The sequence below is a fragment of the Psychrobacter sp. Pi2-52 genome (assembly GCF_904846705.1).
Classification (GTDB): domain Bacteria; phylum Pseudomonadota; class Gammaproteobacteria; order Pseudomonadales; family Moraxellaceae; genus Psychrobacter.
Window position 1 is genome coordinate 22,885 of the sequence record NZ_CAJHBS010000001.1, and the last position, 23,934, is coordinate 46,818.

Sequence of the window (23,934 nt, forward strand, 5' to 3'; positions counted from 1 at the left end):
TATCACTTATATACGCAAACTTTTGTTTACATTAAACCACCACTCGCTTCTTACCCGTCAACAGCACCTGCATCAGCGCCTTCTTCTCTTGTTGCAAATCAGCCAATTGCTGCTCAAGCAATTCGATTTCTTTATCAGCATTGGTTAACACGGTGGCGATTTTTTGTTGTTCTTTGAGAATTGGTAGTTTTGTTTTATGAGTCTTTATATTTCCAGTAATTTGAGGCTGGCCAGACCCAGATATTAAGTAGTTAAAATTTGCAAAGCTCAGTTTATAGTACAAGAATCTTTTAGAAATAGAATCTGAATCATCTACATTAATTACCATTGCATTACCTGTAATCCAAGATTTGGGCATAGTCCAATTTACAACCCCGCAGGTGCTTCCGCGGCAGGTAACAGCAACCTGCTCTTGTTCATGATTGTACTCGGAATATTTTCCGATAATTCCGTTAGCTCCATAAACTAAATAACCTTCATTGGTTAAATCTTTCTGTGAAATAGTTTTAGGCTGATAAATATTAGCAATTCCACCCAACTCAATCTCTTCCCACTCACCCTCAAACCGTTCACCCGACTCATCAAGCAAACGTTTTTTACCCGTCAGAAGTTGCTGCATTAAGGCTTTTTTCTGCTGGGTACTATTGTCAATTAATCGCTCAGTGGTGCTAATCGCTTTATCCCAAGTCGATAGGATTTTGGCTATTTTTTGTTGTTCCAATACAGGAGGTATCGTTAGAGGAATAGAACGTATAGTTGTTAAATTTAATCCCGCTTTGGCACCTGAGTCATTCAATCTATTTATACGATGATTCATTTCTTTAGAAGAAAGTAAGTAAGCTATATATTTACTGTACGCTTTATTATCTTTCAACCTAATTAGAGCAGTATGTTGATTTATAAAAGATTCACCTAAGCCTTCATGAACCCAGCCAATTTTGCCAAGCTCAGCAGTGATAGACATTAAAATGTCGCCAGTTTCTAATGAAGTTCTTTGCCCATCAGAAGAGTAACTTTGTATATCAACAAACTTTAAATCTGAAAGGTCTAAGTAAATACTATTCCGTTGTAAGTTTGTCATTCTTATAAACTTACTACCTTTTTCGGAATAGTATTGAGCCCAATTGCGAGAACCACTTGTTACTTTATCGCAGATTTCGTTTAGTTTTATAGCTTCCCAACCATTAGGCACCATAACCCAACTCCTTTAAAAACCCTGCCATCTCGGTTTCTAACGTGTCCAATTCAGCCTTTAACTCAAGACGCTCGGAACGTACCGCATCCAAATCAATCTCCGCCTCTTCCTCAAACGTATCGACATAGCGCGGAATGTTTAGGTTAAAGTCGTTTTCTTTAATTTCATCAAAACTCGCTAGATACGCATATTTATCGACGCTTTCCCGCGCCTTATACGTCTCAATGATTTTATTAATATTATCTTCAGTGAGCTGGTTTTGATTTTTACCTGACTTGAACTCATTGCTGGCATCGATAAACAGAACTTTGTCATTGGTCTTGTTCTTTTTAAACAGCAGAATAGCGGCTGGAATACCAGTTCCAAAGAACAGCTTTTCAGGTAAGCCAATCACCGTATCGAGCAAGTTTTCTTCAATGAGCTGCTGACGGATTTTGCCTTCACTAGATGCACGGAACAGCACGCCATGCGGTACGACCACACCCATACGACCAGTAGTAGGTTTCAGTGTTTCAATCATATGACTGATAAAGGCATAGTCGCCCTTGGTCTTGGGCGGGACACCGCGATGGAAGCGACCATAGGGATCGCTGCTGGCATCGTCATGACCCCATTTATCCAATGAAAACGGCGGGTTGGCAGTCACCACATCGAACTGTAATAAGTGCTTGCCGTCTTTATCAAGTAGCAGCGGATTACGGATGGTATCGCCCCACTCGATACGGTGGTTGTCCTCACCGTGTAGGAACATATTCATCTTGGCCAGTGCCCATGTCGAGCCAATGGCTTCTTGACCGTATAGCGCATACTTCTTAGAATTTGAGTTTTTGCGTACCATTGCCCCGCACTTGATGAGTAGCGACCCTGAACCACAGGCTGGATCACAGATTTCATCACCCTCGACAGGCTCAAGGATAGTCGCTAGCAAATTGGACACTTCCGGTGGCGTATAGAACTCGCCAGCCGTCGCCCCACTACTGGCAGCAAAATGCTTGATTAAATATTCATAAGCATTACCAATCACGTCTAAGCTACCGACACGCTCAGCGGAGAGGTTTAGAATATCTTTGCCAAAATCTTCTAATAGGTGGCGTAGTAGCTCGTTTTTTTGCTTTTCTTGACCGAGTTTATCGGTGTTAAAACTAATATCTTGGAAGACGTTTTTGAGCTTCGTACCGTTGGCTTCTTCGATAGCGTGTAGCGCCTCATCGATGCGCTGACCATTGCCCGGCTGATGACGCTGCTCGTATAAGTCCCAAAAGCTGGCACCTTCAGGCAAGACAAAACGCTGCTTGGACATCATGGCATGGATCAGCTCGGGGTTGTCGCCAAACTGCTCGACCAGCTTGATGTACTCATCGCGATATACATCAGACAGATATTTGAGGAACAGCATGGTTAAGATAAAGTCTTTATAGGTATCGGCACTGATGACTCCGCGAAAAGTATCGCAGGCGTTCCAGACGGCTTTGTTGATATCGTCTTGATTGATTTTGCTAATATTATTAGTGGTACTGGCAGGCATTTGTTATTCCTTAACGCGCTGGAAAATTGCTGGTTGTTATGGTGAGGTAATGATATAAGGGTATATAGTCGATATCTTAAAATGATGGGCTTTTAATTATTAGACTTTATCAAAGCGGCGGCACTGAAAATACTAGGCATTAACCCTAATGCTCTATCTACGAAATGGTTAGATATCAGTGATCCTTTATGCTATGACATAAGGTGCTTTTATTTATTCGACATTCATGACGATATTTCACCGTCTAAATATCAACTACTGAGAAGACTCTAGAAAGTGTTATTTAATAATAACTAGACTAAATTCTGTTTATAAGAAGCATTATCTGATGCATACAGTATAATTTTAAAGTTCTTTTTCCATTTGCTCCGCACGTGCAATACACGCATCCATAGCATCGCCAACGGTTTTAGTTAAGCCTTCATCTTTTAAGTGCTCAACAGCTTCGTGAGTAGGACCGCCTTTAGTTGTTACGTTTGAGCGTAATTGCGAAATACTAATATCAGGCTGGCTAAGTGCCATTTCGGCAGCGCCAAGTGCTGTTTGTTGTACTAAGCGACGGGCATCTTCATCGTTAAAACCAAGTGCTTTCGCTTTTTCTTCAATGGCTTCCATAAATAAGAAAAAGTAAGCAGGCGATGAGCCAGTCACAGCAATAATATCGTTAATTTGCGACTCTTGCTCAACCCATACGGCAATACCAGTACATTCAAAGACTTGTTGTACAAACTCATGTTCATCGGCTGTTTCGTTTGCACCAAATAAACCTGACACGCCACGCCCTAGTAGCGATGGTGTGTTTGGCATGCAACGCACCATCTTAACGTCTTGGCCGAGCATTTCACGTAAACGCTTAACGGTTAAACCTGCGGCAACCGATATAAATAGTTTACCACTAAAATCTACGCCTGATTCTTGAAACGATTTACATAAATCGCCCATCATTTGAGGCTTAACAGATAATACAATAACATCAGCATCGCGTAGGGCTTCGTTATTGTCACTGGTGGTTTTTACCTTAAAATTGTCTGCTACCTTTGCAAGCTTTTCTTGGTTGCGGTTTGTAGCAATGATGTTGTTTGCATTAAAACCGTTTTTTATCATGCCACCAATAATGGCATAGCTCATGTTGCCTGTGCCTATAAATGCGATTTTTTTATATGACATATGTCTGTTATTACCTTTTAAGTTCGCGTTCCAAAAATGTCTGTGCCGATCCTCACCATAATCGAACCTGCACTGATGGCAGCTTCAATATCTCCACTCATACCCATTGACAACGTATCTACATGAGGATATTGGGCCTTTAGTTTATCAAAGCAAGTTTGTAATTGCTCAAAAGATTGAATTTGTCTCTACGATCGCTTCAATATAGTACCGTCTTCTTTTTCAGAGTAAACCACTGAGACTCTCTAATGACTGTTAAGTCTAAAAGTTGATATTTGTTTACATCTCTGTTAGATTTTAACTAGATACATAATGTATCATTTTGTATATATCTGTATTTAAACAGTGGCTAGCCCGTCGGTGTTCGCACATCACATTGTTATAGCAGTTGTATTAGTCATATTTCGTTCGTGCTGTATCTATGGACGTTTACCATACGTCTTAGCTACAACTGCTCTTTTCGATAAAGCTCTATCAATAAGTACTAATGAATAGCACGCACTATCACTTGATAGCTGGCAAATAGCATCACAAAAATCAAAGATACATGTTGTCTCAAAGCCACATAACACACTTTTCTTACCAGTTTAGTAAAACCTCCTAGCTTTCTTATCTCATCATAAGCACCTTTTAGATTCTTAACATTGAGATTTTCGGTCTATTAACAGAGTTGTCATCAGTTTTGTCTACAAAAGCTCAGAGCGTAGCAAGGCGTCATCAGCTGTCGCTTAATTCAAGTTTTTGACTTAAAACCTCACAAATTGGCTTTCAATTGTTTGCTAATACTCTTAAATTATTAGTGGAGGTCAATACACAGGATATAACGACCAAGTCATCAACTCGATATCTTAATAGGAAAGATGTGAAATCACTATCGATCGCTAAGCTACAAACACTCAATGTGCTTATATATCCAAAAATTATTAGTCTGTTTGATATTTATACCTGCCATATCAGACCACTTCTGAATAGCCAGGCTATCGAACTTGAGCAAAGTAATGCTTGTTCAAAACTTACCTGCTTTATAAAAGAGGAGGAAAAGTGGTTCTTGCTCAATAACTTTGAGCTATTTCATATGGCAAAAAGCCCTTATATTGATTTTGATCTATTAAGAGAAGAAGTAGCCGTGAAATATATATCAAAGAAACAGTCTAATTTTGACATCAGTTTTTACGAGCTTATTGATCTCATCGCAAAATACCATAAAAAAATAGATATCAAGCTCATTTACACGCAGCTAAACGAGATCTTGGATCAAGAGATAAACCAAAAATTATTTGGCAAAAACATTTTTGCTATTACTACATTTTGTCGGCTTATAAACATAAGTGAGCAAACTTATTACAAGCGACCTTCTGAGGCTGTTTTATGACTGAGAATGATGATACCTCTCCCAATGAAGAACACTGGCTGTCGGCACAGACCATTGCTCATATAAAGAATAATAAAGCATTTGTTTACCCAGAATCTGTCTTAAAGGCTATCTCTACCATTATTGCTACAGTAGATGGTAGTTATGAACGAGATGACGATGCGATTGAGTATTTATCAGAAACTGTCATACAAACACTACAAAAAAGGCCAGTTGACGATCAGTATATGCAAATCAATCGTAAGGATTTGGCACAAAAACCATTGATGATGCAACTGCTTATCCTAATGCAAGATATCGTCATTAAACGGCAGTTAGGTCAAGCAGTGCAACAACTAGTTTGGTTATCCATAGCGATGCACACAGCAGCTCTACTTATCTTTCACAATAGAAAAACTGACACTGATAATATATTAATGCAGTTTAAACAGGCTCAGTTTTCAAGCTCTGTAAGACGAACGTGGATTTGGCGTGAACTACCCGATTTACCTCAGATGACCATAAGTGTAGAGTACATATCTAACACCCTCAATGATCTATTAAAGCAGAAAAAAAGTGAGAAAGTAAAAAAAAATGAATCTGATGAAAAAGCCAAACTGAGCCAAATAGAAAAAATAACGACTGCCTATCAAAATGCGCATACGTTACGCAAGCCTAAACCCGATCGTAAGAAGACACTACGTAAGCCTAGACCCAAACGTAAGAAGCCACCTAAACATATTAAAATTACAGCTATCAACTTAGCAGATAACACATCGAGATTGCCCTTAGACTCTACTGCAACGAGCCACAACTGGAATACCACGCCTAGCAATGATGCATGGGTTAACACACGTGATGATATAGAACACAGCGCTATCGCCATAGATCTTGCATTTTTAGACGCTAATACTGAAAGCTATGAAGGGTTAACCACCAGTTTTGAAGAGCGTATTGACCACTATGAAGCACCCTATGTCAGCTATGGCGAATATCCAAACCCGTTGATCAAAAACTCTATACCGCTCCAAACTATAGATTTATCGCTACAGCAAAACTACATGTCTCAGCGCAATCTCGCGCTTAACTCTAACACGCGCTTACTCTCCCTTGCCGGCTACCAAGCGTTATTTGCTGCGCTCAACCAAGATGCAAGCACCTTACCAGAATCAGAGATTGATAAAACGTGTGCGGGTATTTTACTGTTATCTATGATTACCGGGCTGCCAGTTAAGTCCTTACTAATACCCGGCTATATCGGTCATCCTAGAATTTTCAATCTTGAAGGCAAAAAGTATTACATTAAACATAGCTTAGGTATTACCGACAAGTCCACAAGCCAAACACTGCTCAAAAAGGATTATGAAAATACTTTTGACACCATCAAAGTTCCACTGCCATCATGGCTTATAGATGATTTACTTGCTTGCGAGTTGCCTTTAAAAAAAGACTTTACGGCTTATCTTGCTGCCTTGCGTAGCAGCCTTGGATTGCCGTACCTGTCTGTCAATCGTATAGAGACCGCACTACATGTCGTGCTCTCTCGTTATACACCTAATTGCCATGCGCACATCGCCGATATCATCTGTCGCACACCTGCGTCCCATGCTCCTGCAATGTACTATAGTAGCCACACTAGCGAAGCACTTATGGCTCACTATAAATCAGCACTGAGTATATTTAATAGCAACAGTGATTTTGACTTAACTTATATCACTCCTTGGCATAAATATACGGTGGGCTCAGCGTTTGCGCTAAAGATTGAAACAGTTTGCGACATCATAAATGAGATGAAGTACTGGACCGATCAAAGTTCAAACGATGAGGAGCACTTTAACAGAACCAGTATTTTTGTATGGTTTGTCTTTTGCCTTTTAACCGGCGTGCGACCAAATAACGGTCTTGGCAGGATGTACGACATTGATCTTGATATGGGTTGGCTACTCATCAATGACAAGCCTGTTAAGAAGGTCAAAAGTGATCGTCTCATTCCGCTATGCCCCGCACTTATACGCCATCTAACAGACTATAGAGCGTATTTGATCAACTATCAGGCAAAGCACCAAGGTCATCATGATATCAGCGCTATCATTGATGATATCCGTTTAGGTAATGATGAAGCACTATTAAAGCTGTTGTATGAGCGAGCTCCTACTGCTAACGCCCCTATTCTTAAAGACATTAAGCGTGGCGATGCTTATCATATGACCAAGCACATCATTGACGCCAATCCCTATTGGACACGCCACTTTGTTCGTACGCAGCTTGAAAATCTTGGCGTTTCCTTATCACTGATTAACACGGTTATTGGTCATGAAAAAGCTCGTCAAGAAGTATTGGGGCGCTTCTCATCAAGTAGTAAAGCAGATATTAAGCGTGTAGCGTCCGTGTTTGAAAAAATCGCAGCACAGCTTGGGTTATCAGATATCACAATCAATCATTATCCTAATTCAAATCATGTTGGCACAAGCACTGCAGAGGTTGACCATGCTAATAAATGAAATACAGCTGCCAAAAATTATTGATAATTTAGCAAAGTTTGATGGTAGAAAAAAGCGCTGCGTGCCTTACCCATCTATACTCAAAGACAGTGACACGGCAAGGAAACGTGAGATACAGCTACTCGCCGACTTACAAACCGAATGGGAGTCGTTGAAAAGGACTCATCCTGGAAATATCGGATTCATAAAGTCTTTCAATAAATACTACCAACAAGCGCTTTGGCCCAATGAACGCATTTTTTCATTTTCGCCAAGCTCTAAAGATTATTTTGATTTGTCATGGCTATCTTGGAGTCAATCTTTAAGCCAGTTTCAGAGAGAGCTTTATAGACAATTGGAACCATTGTCTCAAGAGGGTTTTGATGAGTTTCAGTCAATCATTGAAAACAAAATTGCAAAAGCTTACGAGTCATCTAGAACACTCAAACATGTCTGGCAAGTCGTCGTTAAGTTCGTTGACTATCAAAATAAGTACCATATGCTTGCTGAGCATCACTATCCCAAGATAATCGCGCCACAACCTACTAAAATTAATCCACTAATTACAAATACAGCTTGGTTAAAAGACGGTAAGGCGCTGGTCAAAATTATTCGCGCAGTAGAGCATAATTGGGAGCAAACAGCCGATTATAGCCAAGATCAGATTATAGGCTGGCTGATATTCTCAGGAATTGTGTATGGCGGTATCAATGAGGTACAAATGCTTCAAGGGTGGCTTATCTCATTGCTCACCAAAGAGTATCAGCCATTCATCAAAGAAAGAATAATGGTCTCGCCGCGCTTTGTACAAAAGCGCTTTGGTAACGAGCGCGAAGAAGAAAGTGACCAGCTTTATAACACTAAGCAAATCATTGTAGATATGGTCAGTCAGTGTTGGCTAATGCGCTATCATGAAAAAAGTAGTCAATCAGAGATTAAACCTATCATTGCCAAGCTGTCAAAAGATAAGATAAAACAATATTTGACCGTAGCTTTATCTGACGTGATCAAGCCTTTGGGTATTAAGCCACTTCCCTTTTCAAGATTTTTATATTACGCCAGTTATTACTGGGAGGATTTCGATGACGCTAGTATCGACCATGCCTCAGTTGGGGTGCTGCGAGGTATGCATAATACTGCAGGATTAAGTACGCAAGACTTTGGTCGGTTTCTGAACCAAAAATGTCAGTATAAAAAGAAGCCGTATGATCTAGAACATATTTTGACGCTGTCTATCAGCAAAAACTCTGCCAATCAAAACGAGACATCTAGTAATAGTTCTACCAAAAAGATAGAGGTTAGAAAGTCTGATTTAATTATGAATCTGACTAAAGACTTAAAAATGGATGAAAAACAGAAAAAGAAAAAAACCAGCAAAAAGCCGCCTACTCTTATTGAAAGAGTACAAAAACGCTATGAACAATACGATGACTTAAGTGAAAAAATTTTATTAGATTGGGTGCTAAGTTTACTCAATCGAAAAGAGTCAAAATCGCTTAGTAATGAGTCTATTTTGAAATATATTAGAACCATAGGCTATGAGTGGTTGTATTTCACCACAGCGCAGCCGCTTGATATTTGGTCAGAGGAAGAGTTTGAGGAACTTTACGAAGAGATTTTAGAGTACAAAGCTGTCGTACGTAACAATACTGACATTGGATACTCTGCCAATTTATTGAAGAATATGCACAACTTTGCAAAGAGCAAATACAACCTACCCTCCGTGAACTTCCAACAGTCCAAAAATGGTCGGCGTGTACGTGCGGAGCTGATATCACCGCAAGCGTACCAAGCCATTATTACGCAGATACTGGGTTCCGTAGATATATTGGAGCGGGAGATGTTCGCGCTTTTATTTATCTTAGTCTATCGTACTGGCATGCGCAAAAAAGAGCTGTTGGGACTTAAGTATAGTGACATCGAAGGCTTAAAAACAGCTGTGCCATCAGTAGTAATAAGGCCCAATAGCTATCGTCCAACCAAGACTCAAAGTAGTATTCGCCGCGTTCCCTTATTTGCCGTCCTCAAACCTAATGAGCTGAATTTTTTTATGAACTTTGTGCAGAGTAATATTGGCGACAGTTCAAACAAATTTATCTTTACCTTATCATCGGATCAGCGCCCTATTGATGACCATGTTCCGTTGCAGTTACTCAAACGAGTCTTAAAAGACATCTCGGTAGATGATAACGTGGCAGAGCACACCTTTCATGGGTTTAGGCATACGGCTGTGAGCAACCTATCTCTAGCGCTATTGGGTCATCCAGATCTCGTAGAGGGACTCACCGATTATGACGAAAGCGACGTACTGCGTATAAAAAAAGGCCTACTCGGGGAGCATATCAAGGCACAAGATCGCTGGTACGCTCTATCAGGCATTATGGGACACCTGTCGCCTGAGCGTAGCTTTGAGTATTACAACCATTTTGCCACGCTGATGGCGACCTATGTGCTTAGTAAAGCAGATATAACATTGCCAGAGCGAACGCTGTATAACATAACAGGTTTTACGAATAAAAAGCTTAAAGAGAATAATGCGACTGTTTGTAATAGTAGCGTCAGCATACCTAGTATACGTACGCTGTTATTTAAAAATATCATAGAAGGCAAACGCAAGTCACCGAAGTTTACGGTCGAAAGCTGTGATAAGCAATTTCTCTTGAGTACCAATACGCCAGTCACTAATGAGCTGTTTGGTCGTTATGGTCTAAACCGAGTACAACTGCTACTACAGACCTATGATAAAAAGATGCCTTTAAGTAAAGCGGCCCAGTTGGCAAATATTTCTATTCACGATGCAAATATTTTAATAAAACGTGCCAGCGAGATTACCGACATCACTACCAAACGCGGCAAACCTCGCTTTGTTAAGCTATCAGATTCAAACACCCCTGTACTGAGTCCACTGAACATTCAATACCAGAGTGACTTAAGATTGCTATCGCTTTTGCTAAGTAATGCCTATCGTCTACGAGAAAAGTCAGGGGCTGACTGGACTTGGTTTATTGAGATATGTAGTCAAAAACTGTCTAGTAGCAGAGCATACCTACCATTTGGAAAAGAAGATGAGAAAGAGTTGCAACGTTTCATTGATATTGCTAAGAAACTGCTGCCTTTGAAACGTTGGCTGGTGAGTAGCAATGAAGCTTTATTGATGAAAACCATGTCATCTACTAACTATCAAGACATTAAACAACAATCTAATGATTCGAAAAACGCTCTCCATATCGGTATTGCTAATCAAGACCATAGAGAGCAAACGAACAAATGGCAATACTCGCCCCTACTACGTTTTTTTGTGCATATGATGCTGATTACAGATGAAAAGCTATCTATTTTGAGTTAAGTTTCTTACATTAAACTCTTTTAAAATGAGCCTTGTTATCGGAATAAATAGATTTGCTAGTTTAAGGGAAAATATGAGCTTGCTGGATAGTGGTGATTTAGAAGAAAAACAGAAATTAGATAAGAAGCTGACACGACAAAAAATACTACTGGGTGCTTTTCTTGTAGATGCTTTAGAGAAGGATTCAGTAGACGGTTTAAGGGAATATACAGCCGATAATCTGTTGGATTTTTTGAGCAGACAAACGGATAAGGATTTAATGGCCGATTTGGTAAAAGGGCTTGGTACTAAGTGAGACACTTAACAAAACGACTGAAACAATTCAAAGTATTAACATTAACTAGAAAAGTTCAAATAGTCATTCTTCTATTAACTTGGATAGGGCTAATAGCCTGGGCAATACTGAGTTGGCAAGGTAGAGACTTCCCTTTAGAGTCTGAGCTTAATTATAGTGAAGGTATTGTAGGCAGTTTGGACGTAGGTGAGGGAAATCACATTTTTATGTTGTTAGATCTCAGTAATCTTAACCGTAAAGAAGTATATGGGTGCAGCTATTCAGCTTTTGATACTGACTCCTCTTGTTTCGGCAAAGAATATTTAGAACCGATTGAAGCTAAAAAAGCCGTGATAGGGTGGTATATACAGAAAGATTTTCTAGGGTTCCATAATGGAGTTAGACAGATAGTAAGTCTTAATGTGGAAGATGTCGAAGCTGGAATTAAGGAGGTAATCACTTATCAGGGGACTTTAGACACTATAAAGGGTATGAATACGTATATGAATACGGGTTTTATTATGTTTATAGCATTCTTTTATTACTGGTTTTGGCGTTTTATGGATTTTATAGAGTGAAAAGGATGCGGTACCCTAGTGAGGACTTGAATCTATGGCTGTAGGCTATATACGCTAATTGATCAAGCTATTTAGGGAGACATAGTGTACTTAGTAATGTACATCATGTGAGCTTTTCGAAAAAAATTATCTCTAGGATTTGCTATAACGAACCTAATTTCCACTTGAGCTATCCATAAAATTATGAAATTTTACTATATTATTCTAATGAACTAGCTCTAAAAGAGAAGGGAAATGGAGTTAAATAATCGCGAAAAATCAGCACTACTGAATAATTTTGAAATCGACTTCGAGTATGGTGAGGTTACGCTTTTGGATAATTTCGATTACTTTTTGATTTTTAATAAAGAAAGATTCTCTAGAAATACAGACTTTGTAGCAAAGGTATATGATAAAGCAGGTACTTATGTATTAACTATCCCATTTCCCGAGGTTGAAATGCATTATCAAAAGCTTAAGCTTATATTTAGCTGGTGTTGGGAAGTTGAACGTGGAGTTAGGATAGTATTCAATGCAGATGACAGATATATGTGGGATTTCTGGTATGAATTTGATTTAATAAATCGTAAATACACTAATTGTAATAGAGCTTATTAATGTTAAATCCTGATCGGTGCGCTATACAGGCATCGAGCTATTAAGGGGTTGAGGTGTCTCAACATATTTATAATAATCTAAAAACAGGCTCAGTGGTTATGGGCGTAAGGATACGGCTCCCTAGCGAGAACTTCAGCTATAAGCTTCACAAGATAGTTGATACTATGGGCTGATTTAGTTTACTAATAAGGAAAATAGAATGAGTTTTGTCGCAGGTACATTAGTACATACAGATAAAGGTTTAATGCCAATACAAGATATTAAAGTTGGAGATCTTGTATTGTCAAAAATTAATGATGATGGTGAGCTGGTTTCAAGGAAGGTAACTAAAACAGTTACGTCTTCTGAACCTAAAAGAATATATAAAGTTGAATACCACAACGATTCGCTTGATGAAGATATTAACTTAGATGAAGATGAGAGACACAATGATAGCTATATTTTTTGCACGGACATTCAAAAGATTAGAGTTTCAACCAACAATCTCATTAGAATGGGTTGGCAACCTGCTAAAAATTTATTTTCTAGAGAGTTATTCAAGAAATGTATCGACGAGTACTTTAAATCTTATGAGGAAGGTATCAATCCTCCTGAAATAGTCTCTGTCAGTAAAGACAAAATACAGTTATCAAAATTTTCTTTTTTGCCTGTTCGTACGCTACCAAACTTTCCTCAGGACTGTGCGTATACTTACAGCATGCCGCCTATAAACTTTATTCTTGCTAACATTGATTGGAGTAGCGACTTTGATGTGAATGATTTTTTAGACAGCTATTGGGAAGAATATCGAAACATAGAGTTTGTTAGTTTCGATAAAGATAGTTACTGCTTAGTAAGCTTAGGAGAAGAGAAATATTATAACCATGATAAATACCAATTAAATTTACCAACTGCTGATTCATTTTCACATGTTAATAAGCAGGTACCGTTTAAAATTGATATTGACTTATATAAAAAATTGAACAATCGTCTGTTCCAAGATACAAATCCTTATGCGAATCGTGATATTGAAAGCTTTAAAGAATTCTATAATTCACCAAGTTACTATAATGGCAACATAATAGAAAAGAATAAACTGGGTTCTAGTAAAAACAAAAAGATCTATGAGAATGGATTAATTAATCTAGAAAAATATGGAAACGCCGAGGGGTTGTTAGACTCTAGCATTCATGAAAGTATGGCACGTTTTGATGATCCTTGTCCCAATCCATTTATGACACATGTCTACCAACTAGAAGTAGAGGAAACTCATAGTTATTTTGTTGGTCAGGATGGTATCTGGGTATCTGACGGTCATACAGAGTAACCATGTAAAAAACGGGCGTTATGACAAATAACTTTGGATAGAGAGATTCTTTTTTACTAGTTCCTTTGGGTTATACCCTAAGGGAACCAGCTATTTATCCCTTTGAACCTATTAACAGACCACTTAAAACAGACTGATATAATGGAACCACTTATAACAGACTGCTGAATTAGCTTGTGTTGCACTCAAAACAATAAAACTTTGCACCATACTCTTTTTATTACATCGTCTACTTTTTACATGCGTTTTAATATTTTGTAGTAGTCATTACGCTGTTCAAGTGTTTGTGCTGACATATTACAAAATTGCTGGTATTATTGCCGCTTTGCGTTAGCATTCATTTGCCCTACGTGATACTTTCTAAAATAGTTATTAGATCTTCACTGGTAACAACGTTGTCGTTGGTTTGAATCCGATTACGCCTACCAGATTCGAAAAGCCCCAATCTTAAGACTGGGGCTTTTTTATCCATAAATATGGGCTTTAGCGGAAAAGAAAGCTATACGTCGATTCAAACTACCTCTTTTCTCACTTTCAGCAAACATCAACGAAACTAAAACTTATAATTCACACCCATGAAGAATGAGCGGCCAACACCTGGTACGGTAGTACCCCAGTTAGACCCTGATGCTAACTCACCATTCATTGACATGGTTTTACCTTGACCCATATAAGCACCCCCTAAAGGTAAGGCGTAACTTCTGTCAAACACATTATCGACACCCACTTCGACACTCATATCTTTCCACTGATAACCAGTACTTAGATTCAACAAGCCATAGCCTGAGGTTTTCAGCTCATTACGAGGATCTGAGACTTTGTTTTTGGCAGCGACGCCCACTACTTCAACTTGGTTTTTCCAACCGCTATTCTCATGATTAAGTGCAATGCTACCATTCAAGGGCATTATGTTATATAGATCAGAGCCAGTTTCTTCGTTCTTGCCATTGGTGTAGCTCAGTGAACCTGAGAGGCCCCAATAACCCCAAGCATTATTGGCTAAGTCACGATCTGCGGTGATATCGATGCCATATATTCTAGCGTCTTGATTGGTATAACGTAGCACCTTGTATCGATCTACTGTTTGGGTAGCTGCAGGTGCGTTCGTAGCTGAGTCCCACTGTACAGCATCGACATAGTCGTCAATTTTTGAATAGTAAGGAGTAGCTTTGATGTTCCAACTATCATTAACAGCATGCCAATCGAAAGTTGCCGATAAAGTATTGGATTTTTCTGGTTGCAGGCTTGGATCACCAAAATAGCCATTACCATCACCCACAGTATTGTTCATGATAGCCGCCATTGGCCATGTCGACCATGTATATCGCTCATAAATACTTGGGGTACGCTCTTTATGGGCAACACCTAGCTCTATTGAACGTTGTTCATCTATATCATACTGGGCTATCACGGTTGCATCAATATTATTGTCAGTGATGCTTCGATCACTAGCGTTGAAGTTAGCGCTATCACGAGTTTGATTAGCCATCATGTTATAGCCAATGACTTCATCAGCGCTAGTACGTACGTTTTCATAACGAGCACCAATTTGAGTTGTCCATTTCGGCGTGATTTGCTTTTCCCATTCGCCATAGACGCCAATACGTTGGCGCTGACCATTATTGATATTTTGGAATTCATTTGGTGACATCATCCCAGTACCAGAAGCTGGCCATAAGTCGTTGAGCGTATAGTCTTGATATTCAGCACCTACGGTCGCTGTGCCTTGGTTAGTCAATTCAATAATACCTTTGATATTAGCACCGATAGTTTCGCTATCGGTATACATTGGCATGCCATTGGCGTCATTATAAAAGAACTGTTTATCATCACCAAAGTTCATATAGTGTTCGACGTTCTCAGTATATGCCTGTGCTTCTAACTGCCCCCAATTCAACTCACCTTTGTAACGTAAGTTTATTCTATCGAGCTGGTTGTCAAGCATATCCATACGCTGGTTTGGGTATAGCTCCTCTGGTACACGCTGTGATAAATAAGTGCCTTGTAGTAAATGGTCACCGTTTTTATAAGCAAGATCTAGCGATTGGTTTTTGCTTTCAAAAGCGGTAGATCCGACTTCATCTTTGGGTAATTTTTTATCACCGTTACCTGTTGCTGTATAAGACTTAAAGTCGCCACCAGCAGTATAATTATCAGACTGAGCATAGCTACCTTTATAAGTTAAGCTAAAAATATCATCCGCTAGCGTCGTTGAAAGGTTGGCACCGTAGCCATTACCATTGCTGCGATAAAACGCTCCAACTTCACCTGAGCTGACCAAAGTGCTGTCCGCAGAAAATACTGGCTCTGCAGTTTCAACAACGATAGTGCCGCCGATACTATTACCGCCAACACTCACTGGTGTGACGCCAGCATAGACAGTAGCGTCTGCCACTGCGCTAGGTACGATATAAGATAGCGGTGAATTCATGCTATTTGGACAAGAAGCAATTGAGTCCACACCGTCTACCAAAATACGTAAACGGTTGTCGGCCAAACCTCTAACAACAGGTAAGCTTGAGATACCGCCAGCACTCTGTACATTGATACCAGGGATTTTGGTCAATATGGTAGCGGTATCACTGGTCGCAACTTGTTTGCTATTGATATCATTGCGATCGAGCGTTGCAGCTGTGCCTAGAATATTGGTACTTGCTACGGGGGCATAAACGGTGATTGTCGGTAAGGTTGCAGTTGGAAGCGCTTCGCTATGACCATAACTATTTATGTTGGCAGTGTCAGCATAGGCGCTACTGATTTGAAATAAAGCTATAGATAAAACACTGAGTTTTAAGGTAGGTACAGCATTCATTGGTGAAATTAACATCTTATTTTCCTAGAAATTCTTAAACGTTTTAAACGTCTTTTATAAAATCGGTTATTCAGTTTTTTGTCCCAAGATGCCATTTAGGCCAAGTAATTGTGGGTTTAGACTAGGTGCTTACTGAGCATGTTCCGATATAAATAGACGGTATTTTCAGCACAATATTGTGAGTGCAGTATTTTGAGTGCAGTGTTTTAGGCAAACGCATACAAACGCGTCAATCAAAGCTTCAAATAAGCTCATTGATTGATAGCAACTACCTGCCTTTAAATATCACTGATTATATGAGTATAGATTGTGGAGGAGCGCGTGTAAGAGGTTGTAAGAAATTACTAGGATAGTAGGCATTTGAGCGATACAAAAGCGTAACTAAGACAGTAGACAGCTCTATCAAAGCTGAATCAGTATGTGTAAAAGCGACTGGTAATAGTGCTGCAGACATGGCAGTGCAAAAGTAGCAGCCATTGTATTTTACGGAGTCAGGGTCAGAGCTTCTAACCTTATCTTCGGTATATAAGACTTCCTGTGAAGGTGCGGCGACAACCGTTACGACTGGCTTAACAGTCGCAGGCGATGCTAAAGATAAGGATGCATTATGATGAGGTAAATGACGAGCGGCACTATCAATGGGTATGTTGTGATTCGTTTGAGTAATATTAGCCTGTATTTTCTCATACTGCTTAGCTGCCGATACAATCGGTGCAAGCTCAGCACAGATACCATGACCTAAGTGGGTATTGTCATCCCATAGAGGTGTCAGCAATAGAGAGATGTGCATGATCCAAGCAAAACATGCAACCACCGTGCCCAACCACATTGTTACGGGTGATGAATATCGTAAAACAAGCTTGCGATGCTTAGTAGACATGATAGGGTCATCTTATTACCCATCTGTTAATCATGCATAGGTAATATTAGTAACATTTATAGTTAGGGAGGCTTGATATTTTGAAAAATCAGTTTGAAGCATTCAAGAAAAGATACTTAACAAAATATACATGACCGCAAGTAATGCCATTCTAAGGTAATGGGTATTCTTTTTACAAGCTTTATTTAAGCAAGTAGATATCATTTTTTACGGTAAAATCCTTAAATATTAATTAAGCAGCTTAATTGTAAATAATAGAGTGCAGTAGTTTACCTCTAAACCCTTAATATTATTAAGGATATTTATCAAAGAGATGTAAATGTTATATCTTATTGATTCTTTGAGTGTTTTTTTGTTTGCAAACCCCAATCGATGTTGCTATATTATTATTGAATATATAAATTTGTATATTAATAAAATAGAATTTCAACAGCACTAATATTAAGCCGCATCAAACCTATAAAAGTCATACTGAATAGGCTTTTGTAGCTGGAATGAACTGATGATAAAAGTTGTTTGTATTTTTTCATCACATGTTTTTATTGATAGTAATAGCTAGTCAAATAACATATAGGTTGGGGAGTACAAAATGAAGATTAAAAAATACTTGTTAGTGTCGGTTGCACCGGTGGCACTGGTAGTTCCATTGACTATTGCACATGCAGATACTTTCGATACTGATGCTTTCATTGGAACGTCAGGTGGTGGCTTTGTCTATGTCGATGAAAAAGAAAATGTCGTAGAGCCAGGTATTAAGGCGATAACCTTTACCGCGTCTAGGGACAATGAGTATACGAATGAAAATCCGGTTATTGTTGAACCTTATGATAGATTCACCACTAGCTTCTCAGATCTTGACTCACGCGGTATCGTCACCAATTGTCTGATGGCGAGTAATGAAGCGCTGTGTGATTCAATATCTGGGTCTGGCAAACGTATAAAAAACTATCTAACAGGAATGGATCCATTTGATACGCATTTTCGTACTTCAACAAAAGAATATATAAATACAGAAACAGATGAACCTATCGATACTTCATCAGTGGATTATTTCACGTTTGGAAAAATGTCTAATTTTACAGGTGCGCGTATTACTGGTTTCAATATTGAGCTATTGGATAAAGATGGTAATCTAATGGATGAGTTGGATCCTGATAACACTGCTTTATTTAACCTCGATGCTACAGATATTGGTTTAGGTGCTGGATTGACCGATGGTTTATTTGGTGGCGGTGGTCAAGAAGGTGAAATTGGATTTTTCTCTCCTGAAAAAACAAAATTTAATCTTGTCACAAAGTCAAGGAATACTTTGACGTTCGATGGTCTCTCCAACGATGAATACAATGCACTTTTCGGTACAGGCTATCTAGACAACACTATGGTACCAGACGGTATATTCTGGGACGATAATGAAGATCCCGATGATGAGGGTGCACTAATCGCGTGGAATAATCCTTCTAAAGGTGGCTGGACATACGGCACACTAGATACTGAAGACAATATTGCCGCCAGACTTACTGATTTAGCAACTTCATTAGGCGTTAGTGTAGAGGACCTTGGTTATGAGTCAGGCAGCTTAGTACCTGAGACTATTGTGGCTGCGGCAACAGCGAATGGTTTATTTGAAGTTGAACCAGTCGAAGATCTACGTAATGCCAATCTGAATTACACAATGACGGTCGGTACTATTGACGGTGGTGAAGTAACAGTGCGCATTGCTCCAAAGTTTGCACCTATCGTCGCGAGTGCAACATCTGATTATCAGTTGCGAAATGCAATTTATGTGGATACGTTGGCCGAAGTTCCTTATCTAAACCTTCTAGGTAATAACGAAACTTATCAAGATGCCATCTCTGGTATTGAAGAGATGAGTGCAACTGAAAAATCGAAGTTCCTAAATAGTATCGGATTTGGTTACGCAGCAGCATTCACTAATATTGGCTTCGAGGCATCGCGTGATCAGTTAAGAGCCGTTACTAGATCTGTACCTTGGGATAGCATGAGTAATAATCAGGATGCTAATTCAAATAATGATAGTTGGTTAATGCAGGATGGTCTGTATGGTTTTGCTTCGCAAAGTGGCTCACGTTCATCATATGATCCAGTGAGTAATTCTCTAGGTTATGATATTGATGTTTATTCACTTTCTGCAGGTATAGAGAAGCGTCTAAACGGTACTAATTCCTCGCTAGGTTTGGCAGTAGGTTATACAGATTCAGAGGCAGAAGCGTATCAGAATCAAGGCAAGATAGATGCTGATGGTTACTCAGTAACAGCCTTTACACGAACTCGTTTTGGTGCGGGCGGCTTAGTGCAAGCCTCAGTCGGCTATCAAGATCTATCATATGACTCGTCACGGGAAGCACCGGATCAGTCCACCGCAACTGCAAATACCGACGGCTCACAGGTTTTCGCAGCATTAAATGTTGATTATTTGAAAGACATGGGCGGCTTTAAAGTAGGTCCTACGGCATCAATTGAATATTATGATGTTTCAGTTGACGGATTTACTGAAAATAGCGCAGGTATTTGGAATCTAGAAGTTGGAGATCAAGACTCTGATATCCTTCTAGCTTCTATCGGTGCCCGTGGTGAATATCAACTCCCTACTAGTAATACTCGTCTAACAGGTAGTGTTAAATACACAAACGCATCTGGCGATGATCTTGCTATCAAGAGCGGTTTCATAGACCAAAATGGTTTAGCACCTTACACAGTGAAAGGTATGGATGAAGACTTGATAGATGTGAGTGTTGGCGTTGATCATGTTATTAGAACTAATGCCTCTACTCAAGTTGCTGTATACGGTGGTTATAATGGAACATTTGGTAGTGACTATGATAGTCAAGGCCTACAAATTGGCTTAAACACTACTTTTTAGATAGATAAAATACTCACCTCTTCCTATTAAGGATTAAGATTTTATGAAAAGCCAGATACTAGATTATCTGGCTTTTTTATAAGTATGTATTGCGGTAAAGGCATTAATAGCAATCCCAAAAAGTACGATTTCTTTTATCTCTTGTGCCTTTGTAGCGATTTATAATTTCTCTAAATAGCGCTTTCTAAAACAACGCTCCAAGTATTTAGCACGATAGTAGTTTGATGAGGCAATCAGCATTACTCGACAGATTGGCTCGATCCCGTGATTATTTTTGTAGTCATCGATAAACTGACTAATTATCCAGTTTGCGGTCGAGCTCTGCCTGTGCGAAAAAGTCGTATTCTTGTGCATGACTTCATTCGCTTGTTTGAGCTCTTTAATACGCTGCCCCTATCTTCGTACTTGCACATTTTCAGGTATGGTTTTATTTATATGCTTTTATACCATTATGTCCGATCTTCAAGCCTACAGCCCCTGGTTACAATCTCTGACGCTATTACTTAGACAGCTAACCATGTGAATGTAAAGAAGTAAACGCCTAACGTTTTAATCAGCATATGAACGACACATTCTTTTGTCTAAAGCATAGTAACTGACTGACTAAATGCAATTAATATATATTTTTGTATACTATACAATAGTATATCGTGTATTATTACTACAGATTTATTTAAATATATTACTAATAACTATCAACAAGAACAGTTGAATATTAATTATCTTTTTGATCTTTATTTCATAGTATTTTTTATATCATCGATAATTATCTAACGACTACTACATATAGCAATCCATTCGTATAACAGATAGATGACTGTTAATTTTTAAGAGCTTATATTGATAATTTTAGCTAAATAACTATTGGCTATTACCCGTAATATTTTTTACTTTTATGGACGAACAGTTGCTTAAACATATCATGGAAGGTTGCGCCACTCAGTTAACAAACAAAGGTAACCATTTATGTTCGCTGCATTTGTGATCGATCAGATGGATGCGTTGATGCTCGCACGTATCCAATTTGCTTTTGTCATTTCATGGCATATTATTTTCCCCGCTTTTTCTATCGGACTTGCCAGTTTTTTAACGGTACTAGAGTTTCGTTGGCTTAGAACGGGTAACCCTATCTATGCTGAAGTCTATAAGCATTGGGTCAAGATCTTTGCTGTAGTCTTTGGTCTTGGTGTCGTATCAGGCGTTGTAATGTCCTATCAGTTCGGCACTAACTGGGCGGTGTTCTCAGATAAAGCCGGTAACGTCATAGGTCCATTATTAGCTTATGAAGTATTGACGGCGTTTTTCTTAGAAGCGTCCTTCTTAGGTATCATGCTCTTTGGTTGGGGCCGCGTTAGCAAACGTATGCACTTTGCCTCAACTGCGATTGTCGCTATTGGTACACTGATATCAGCTACTTGGATTTTGTCGGCTAATAGCTTTATGCAAACGCCACAAGGTTTTATGATAGGCGCTGATGGTCTTCTCTATCCTACCAATTGGCTTGAGATTATATTTAACCCCTCCTTCCCCTACCGTTTTGCACATATGGTAACGGCTGCCTACTTAACGACTGCTTTTGTCATCGGCGGCGTTGGCGCTTATTATATTCAATCAAAAAAACACACTGAAAATCGCAAGCACGGTCAAGTCATGCTCGGTATGGCGATGATTATGGCTATCTTTGTTGCGCCAGCTCAAGTGTTGATCGGTGATGAGCATGGTCTAAACACTTTAGAGCATCAGCCAGCTAAAGTTGCCGCGATGGAAGGTATTTGGGAAGATGAGCGCGGTGCAGCTTTACGTCTATTCGCTATCCCAGATCAAGAAAATCAGACTAATAATTACGAAGTAAGTATTCCCTATGTCTCAGGGTTAATTCTGACTCATTCATTAGATGGTGAGGTCAAAGGACTTAAAAATTGGGCACCAGAAGATCAGCCACCTGTCGCCATTGTATTTTGGGCATTCCGGATTATGGTTGCTATTGGTACCTTGATGGTACTTGTCGGCCTGTTCAGTATCTATAAATACTTCAAAAAACAACATTACAACCCTGAAAGCAAGTGGTTTCACCGGGCATGGATGGTCATGACCCCGATGGGTTTTATTGCAGTGCTTTCAGGTTGGTTCGTTACTGAAGTAGGACGCCAGCCTTGGACTGTATATGGTGTCATTCGTACCGCTGAGAGTATTTCACCAGTAGCTGCCCAACAAGTGGCCACTACCTTGATTGGCTTTATCGTACTATATATCTTTGTCTTTGGCGCGGGTAGCTTCTACATTCTAAAGTTGATCTCTAAAGGCCCACAACCTTATGAAGATCCTGCGGAAGATAATTTCTATGAGCATTCTGTGACTGAAGGTCAGGGTCGTACATTAAGTGGGGATAGTAACCCTACTGAAAGCCTCAAACGTGATAATACAGAGAACTTGGATACGCCTGCAAACGATAAAGATGATGAGGGGTTACGCTAATGTTTAACTTTGGTGATGTATTAGATTTACCTCTAATTTGGGGCGGTTTAGTTGCCTTATCTGTCTTCATATACGTTTTACTTGATGGTTTTGATTTGGGCTGTGGTATTTTATTTCCTTTTGCTGGCTCTGACAAAAATCGTAGCCGCATCATGAACTCTATCGCGCCATTTTGGGACGGTAACGAGACGTGGCTCGTACTTGGTGGTGGCGGCTTATTTGCCGCATTCCCTGTCGCTTATGGCATTGTTATGAGTGGCTTGTACTTACCAGTTATCTTTATGCTATTCGGTCTAATTATGCGCGGTGTCGCGTTTGAGTTTCGATTTAAATCCTCAACACGTCGTCATGTATGGGACAGTTTCTTCTTTGTGGGCTCGGTGTTAGCGACTTTTTGTCAAGGGCTAATGTTGGGTGCTTTAATACAAGGTCTAGAAGCCAGTAATCGTTTATATAGTGGTGGTCCATTCGACTGGTTAACACCTTTCTCTATCGTCTGCGGCTTTGCGATGATTATTGGTTATGCCTTACTTGGCTCTACGTGGCTAATCATTAAGACAGAACACAACCTACAAGTATGGGCGCGTAAAGTTTCTGAGTGGCTGCTTTTTGCTTTGGTCGCAGCGATGATAGTGGTAACGGTGTTTATGTACCTCTCAGATATCGTGGCCATTGAAAGCTGGTTCAGTTTACCAGGTATCCTCTACCTAGCTCCGATGCCAATCATTGTGTTACTGCTATTCTTCTTGATGCGTAAAGACTTGACAGGTGAGCGAGAGTACCGTCCCTTTCTACTAACGGTCGCGTTATTTTTGATGGGTTATATCGGTGTTTGTTTTGCTATTTTCCCTTACATTGTTCCCTATCAGATGACTGTTTATGAAGCGGCGGCGGCGGATACGTCGTTATCCTTTATGCTTGTTGGTGCGGTCATCATGCTACCGATTATCCTAAGTTATACTGCTTTTGCCTATTACACCTTTAAGGGAAAAACAGATCATGAGCATATGTATTAATCATGATTATCAATAACTGACAGTTGCTGTAAGTCATTATGGCAGCTGGGC

15 protein-coding genes, 1 pseudogene and 1 other annotated feature are annotated in these 23,934 nt (G+C 39.5%); of the genes and pseudogenes, 10 read left to right on the forward strand and 6 right to left on the reverse strand.

Annotated features, from left to right (window positions below; all coding sequences use genetic code 11):
- Nucleotides 1–31 precede the first annotated feature (31 nt).
- From JMY00_RS00095 to JMY00_RS00110, 4 genes and pseudogenes are all read right to left on the reverse strand, one after another.
- Nucleotides 32–1,195, reverse strand: coding sequence for a restriction endonuclease subunit S (locus JMY00_RS00095; protein ID WP_201578638.1), 1,164 nt, complete (start codon nucleotides 1,193–1,195; stop codon nucleotides 32–34).
- A complete protein-coding gene (locus JMY00_RS00100; RefSeq protein ID WP_201578639.1) occupies nucleotides 1,185–2,720 on the reverse strand; it encodes a type I restriction-modification system subunit M in 1,536 nt (511 codons plus the stop codon). The genes JMY00_RS00095 and JMY00_RS00100 overlap by 11 nt, the downstream gene beginning before the upstream one ends.
- Nucleotides 2,721–3,065: 345 nt before the next feature.
- The gene (gene proC, locus JMY00_RS00105; RefSeq protein ID WP_201578640.1) at nucleotides 3,066–3,887 is read right to left on the reverse strand and encodes a pyrroline-5-carboxylate reductase; all 822 of its coding nucleotides are present in this window, start codon (nucleotides 3,885–3,887) and stop codon (nucleotides 3,066–3,068) included.
- Between the two features lie 17 nt (nucleotides 3,888–3,904).
- A pseudogene (locus JMY00_RS00110) lies at nucleotides 3,905–4,066 on the reverse strand (alanine racemase); the annotation flags it as partial.
- A 683-nt stretch (nucleotides 4,067–4,749) separates the two neighbouring features.
- On the opposite strand from JMY00_RS00110, the gene JMY00_RS00115 reads away from it, so the two are divergent.
- The 7 genes from JMY00_RS00115 (at nucleotide 4,750) to JMY00_RS00145 (ending at nucleotide 13,819) form a co-directional block, all read left to right on the forward strand.
- Nucleotides 4,750–5,259 carry a hypothetical protein gene (locus JMY00_RS00115; RefSeq protein WP_201578641.1) on the forward strand — a complete coding sequence of 170 codons (510 nt, stop codon included), beginning with the start codon at nucleotides 4,750–4,752 and terminating at the stop codon, nucleotides 5,257–5,259.
- Nucleotides 5,256–7,739: a hypothetical protein gene (locus JMY00_RS00120; protein WP_201578642.1), complete on the forward strand. Its 2,484-nt coding sequence runs from the start codon at nucleotides 5,256–5,258 to the stop codon at nucleotides 7,737–7,739. Before JMY00_RS00115 ends, JMY00_RS00120 begins: the two co-directional genes overlap by 4 nt.
- Nucleotides 7,726–11,064 carry a tyrosine-type recombinase/integrase gene (locus JMY00_RS00125; protein WP_201578643.1) on the forward strand — a complete coding sequence of 1,113 codons (3,339 nt, stop codon included), beginning with the start codon at nucleotides 7,726–7,728 and terminating at the stop codon, nucleotides 11,062–11,064. The genes JMY00_RS00120 and JMY00_RS00125 overlap by 14 nt, the downstream gene beginning before the upstream one ends.
- A 73-nt stretch (nucleotides 11,065–11,137) precedes the next feature.
- Nucleotides 11,138–11,359, forward strand: coding sequence for a mobilization protein MobS (locus tag JMY00_RS00130; protein ID WP_201549486.1), 222 nt, complete (start codon nucleotides 11,138–11,140; stop codon nucleotides 11,357–11,359).
- Nucleotides 11,356–11,916: a hypothetical protein gene (locus JMY00_RS00135; protein WP_201578644.1), complete on the forward strand. Its 561-nt coding sequence runs from the start codon at nucleotides 11,356–11,358 to the stop codon at nucleotides 11,914–11,916. The genes JMY00_RS00130 and JMY00_RS00135 overlap by 4 nt, the downstream gene beginning before the upstream one ends.
- Before the next feature lie 234 nt (nucleotides 11,917–12,150).
- Nucleotides 12,151–12,513: a hypothetical protein gene (locus JMY00_RS00140; protein ID WP_201578645.1), complete on the forward strand. Its 363-nt coding sequence runs from the start codon at nucleotides 12,151–12,153 to the stop codon at nucleotides 12,511–12,513.
- A 199-nt stretch (nucleotides 12,514–12,712) separates the two neighbouring features.
- Nucleotides 12,713–13,819 carry a hypothetical protein gene (locus JMY00_RS00145; protein ID WP_201578822.1) on the forward strand — a complete coding sequence of 369 codons (1,107 nt, stop codon included), beginning with the start codon at nucleotides 12,713–12,715 and terminating at the stop codon, nucleotides 13,817–13,819.
- Nucleotides 13,820–14,372: 553 nt separating this feature from the next.
- On the opposite strand, the gene JMY00_RS00150 is transcribed toward JMY00_RS00145, so the two are convergent.
- Together JMY00_RS00150 and JMY00_RS00155 are read right to left on the reverse strand one after the other, a co-directional pair.
- Nucleotides 14,373–16,646, reverse strand: coding sequence for a TonB-dependent receptor (locus tag JMY00_RS00150; RefSeq protein WP_201578646.1), 2,274 nt, complete (start codon nucleotides 16,644–16,646; stop codon nucleotides 14,373–14,375).
- A 277-nt stretch (nucleotides 16,647–16,923) separates the two neighbouring features.
- Nucleotides 16,924–17,511 carry a hypothetical protein gene (locus tag JMY00_RS00155; RefSeq protein WP_201578647.1) on the reverse strand — a complete coding sequence of 196 codons (588 nt, stop codon included), beginning with the start codon at nucleotides 17,509–17,511 and terminating at the stop codon, nucleotides 16,924–16,926.
- Between the two features lie 628 nt (nucleotides 17,512–18,139).
- Between JMY00_RS00155 and JMY00_RS00160 the strand changes: the two genes are divergently transcribed.
- From JMY00_RS00160 to cydB, 3 genes are all read left to right on the forward strand, one after another.
- Nucleotides 18,140–20,392 carry a choice-of-anchor F family protein gene (locus tag JMY00_RS00160; RefSeq protein ID WP_201578648.1) on the forward strand — a complete coding sequence of 751 codons (2,253 nt, stop codon included), beginning with the start codon at nucleotides 18,140–18,142 and terminating at the stop codon, nucleotides 20,390–20,392.
- Nucleotides 20,393–20,617: 225 nt separating this feature from the next.
- Nucleotides 20,618–20,733 (reverse strand) — a sequence feature (AL1L pseudoknot).
- A 652-nt stretch (nucleotides 20,734–21,385) separates the two neighbouring features.
- Nucleotides 21,386–22,867: a cytochrome ubiquinol oxidase subunit I gene (locus tag JMY00_RS00165; protein WP_201578801.1), complete on the forward strand. Its 1,482-nt coding sequence runs from the start codon at nucleotides 21,386–21,388 to the stop codon at nucleotides 22,865–22,867.
- The gene (cydB, locus tag JMY00_RS00170; RefSeq protein WP_201578649.1) at nucleotides 22,867–23,883 is read left to right on the forward strand and encodes a cytochrome d ubiquinol oxidase subunit II; all 1,017 of its coding nucleotides are present in this window, start codon (nucleotides 22,867–22,869) and stop codon (nucleotides 23,881–23,883) included. The genes JMY00_RS00165 and cydB overlap by 1 nt, the downstream gene beginning before the upstream one ends.
- Nucleotides 23,884–23,934 lie beyond the last annotated feature (51 nt).

Excerpts from the sequence above, each read along its gene's own strand:
- JMY00_RS00140 (WP_201578645.1), top strand. The coding sequence starts at position 12,151 with ATGGAGTTAAATAATCGCGAAAAATCAGCACTACTGAATAATTTTGAA.
- JMY00_RS00100 (WP_201578639.1), bottom strand. The coding sequence starts at position 2,720 with ATGCCTGCCAGTACCACTAATAATATTAGCAAAATCAATCAAGACGAT.
- cydB (WP_201578649.1), top strand. The coding sequence starts at position 22,867 with ATGTTTAACTTTGGTGATGTATTAGATTTACCTCTAATTTGGGGCGGT.
- JMY00_RS00165 (WP_201578801.1), top strand. The coding sequence starts at position 21,386 with ATGGATGCGTTGATGCTCGCACGTATCCAATTTGCTTTTGTCATTTCA.
- proC (WP_201578640.1), bottom strand. The coding sequence starts at position 3,887 with ATGTCATATAAAAAAATCGCATTTATAGGCACAGGCAACATGAGCTAT.
- JMY00_RS00155 (WP_201578647.1), bottom strand. The coding sequence starts at position 17,511 with ATGTCTACTAAGCATCGCAAGCTTGTTTTACGATATTCATCACCCGTA.
- JMY00_RS00145 (WP_201578822.1), top strand. The coding sequence starts at position 12,713 with ATGAGTTTTGTCGCAGGTACATTAGTACATACAGATAAAGGTTTAATG.
- JMY00_RS00130 (WP_201549486.1), top strand. The coding sequence starts at position 11,138 with ATGAGCTTGCTGGATAGTGGTGATTTAGAAGAAAAACAGAAATTAGAT.
- JMY00_RS00125 (WP_201578643.1), top strand. The coding sequence starts at position 7,726 with ATGCTAATAAATGAAATACAGCTGCCAAAAATTATTGATAATTTAGCA.
- JMY00_RS00095 (WP_201578638.1), bottom strand. The coding sequence starts at position 1,195 with ATGGTGCCTAATGGTTGGGAAGCTATAAAACTAAACGAAATCTGCGAT.
- JMY00_RS00150 (WP_201578646.1), bottom strand. The coding sequence starts at position 16,646 with ATGTTAATTTCACCAATGAATGCTGTACCTACCTTAAAACTCAGTGTT.
- JMY00_RS00120 (WP_201578642.1), top strand. The coding sequence starts at position 5,256 with ATGACTGAGAATGATGATACCTCTCCCAATGAAGAACACTGGCTGTCG.